1 protein-coding gene is annotated in these 1472 nt (G+C 77.2%); it reads left to right on the top strand.

The window, feature by feature from the left end; genetic code table 11:
- Positions 1 to 1472: YhdP family protein (locus OZN99_RS31390; protein WP_270939116.1), on the top strand; the 1472-nt coding region annotated here is incomplete at both ends.

The raw sequence follows: 1472 nt of genomic DNA, 5'->3' as shown, positions 1-1472 counted from the left end.
GCGCCGGCGCAGCTGGAGCTGACCGCGCGGCTCGGCCCGGATGGCGGGCTGGAGAGCGTCGGGGCGGGTCTCGCCGCGCGGGCCGGGGCGATCGACCTCGGCCAGGGCCGGCGCATCCCGATCGCCGCGCTGGACGCCACGCTGACCTGGAGCGAGGCGGGTGCCAGCCTGCAACGGGCGACGCTGCGCCTGGACGGCCCTGGCACGCCCACCCTGACGGCGCACGGCAGCGCGCAGCGTGCGGAGGGGCGGTGGCGCGCCACCGCCGAACTCGGCCTTGACTCCCTGCCGCTGGTCGAGCTGCGGCGCTGGTGGCCGCCCGGCCTCGGCACCGGGGAGCGCGACTGGCTGCTGGCCAACCTCACCGCCGGCACGGCGCGCGACGGCAGCTGGCGGATCGAGGCGGAGGCGGCAGAGGACCTTTCGGGGCTGAGCGTGACGGCCTTCTCCGGCACGCTCGGCGTGGCGGATGCGACGGTGCATTGGCTTCGCCCAATCCCGCCGGTGGAGGGTGCCTCCGGCCAGGTCGCCTTCGGGCTGGATGCGGTGACCGTGCGCGTCGCCTCGGCGCGGCAGCAGGGGCGCGCGGTGCAGGCGCGCGACGCGACGCTGCGCTTCGCCTTCCCGCCCGGGGCCACGCCGACGGCGGACCTGGCCATCGGGCTTTCCGGTCCGGTGCCGGACGTGCTGGCCGTGCTGCAGCATCCGCGTCTCGGCCTGTTCGAACGCCGGCCCCTGCCGCTGACCGACCCGCAGGGCGCGCTGGACGGGCGCGTGACGCTCGCCTTCCCGCTGCTGGACGACCTGGCGGTGGAGCAGCTGCGCGTGCGGGGCCAGGCCCAGCTGCGCGGCGTGCGGCTCGGCGACGTGCTGCTCGGGAAGCCGCTGGAGCGCGGGCAGTTCGAGCTGACGGTGGACAATGACGGGCTGCGCGTGAACGGCACGGCGACGATGGCCGAGATCGCCGCGCGGCTGGGCGTGGAGATGGATTTCCGCGGCGGGCCGCCGACCCAGGTGACGATGCGCGAGAGCGTGCAGGCCCGCGCCGACGCGCGCCAGTTGGCGGCGCTGGGCCTGGCGAGCGAGGAGGTCGTGCGCGGCCCCGTCGGGCTAGAGGTGCGCACAGAGCGGCGGCGCAACGGCAGCGGCCGCGTCCAGCTGCGCGCCGACCTGCGCGAGGCCGCGCTGGCGCTGGAGCTGGCGGGCTGGAGCAAGCCCGCCGGCCAGAATGCCGGCGCCGACGCCGTGCTGCGCCTGGCCGGCGACAGCCTGGAGGCGATCGAGAGCTTCCGCATCGAGGCGCCGTCCCTGCTGCTGCGCGGCAATGCCACCTTCGGCCGCGGCACCCGGCTGGAGCGCGTGACGATCAGCGAGGCGCAGGTGGAGGGCAGCCGCCTGGCGGGCGAGGCGCGGCCGCCGGCGCAGTCCGGCGGTCCCTGGCGCGTCGCGCTGCGCGGCCAGGTGCTCGACCT

Source organism: Falsiroseomonas oryzae (assembly GCF_027856955.1).
GTDB classification, from domain to species: Bacteria; Pseudomonadota; Alphaproteobacteria; order Acetobacterales; family Acetobacteraceae; genus Falsiroseomonas; species Falsiroseomonas oryzae.
Note: the sequence above shows the minus strand (reverse complement) of the source record. Positions and strands in the feature narration are given on the sequence as shown.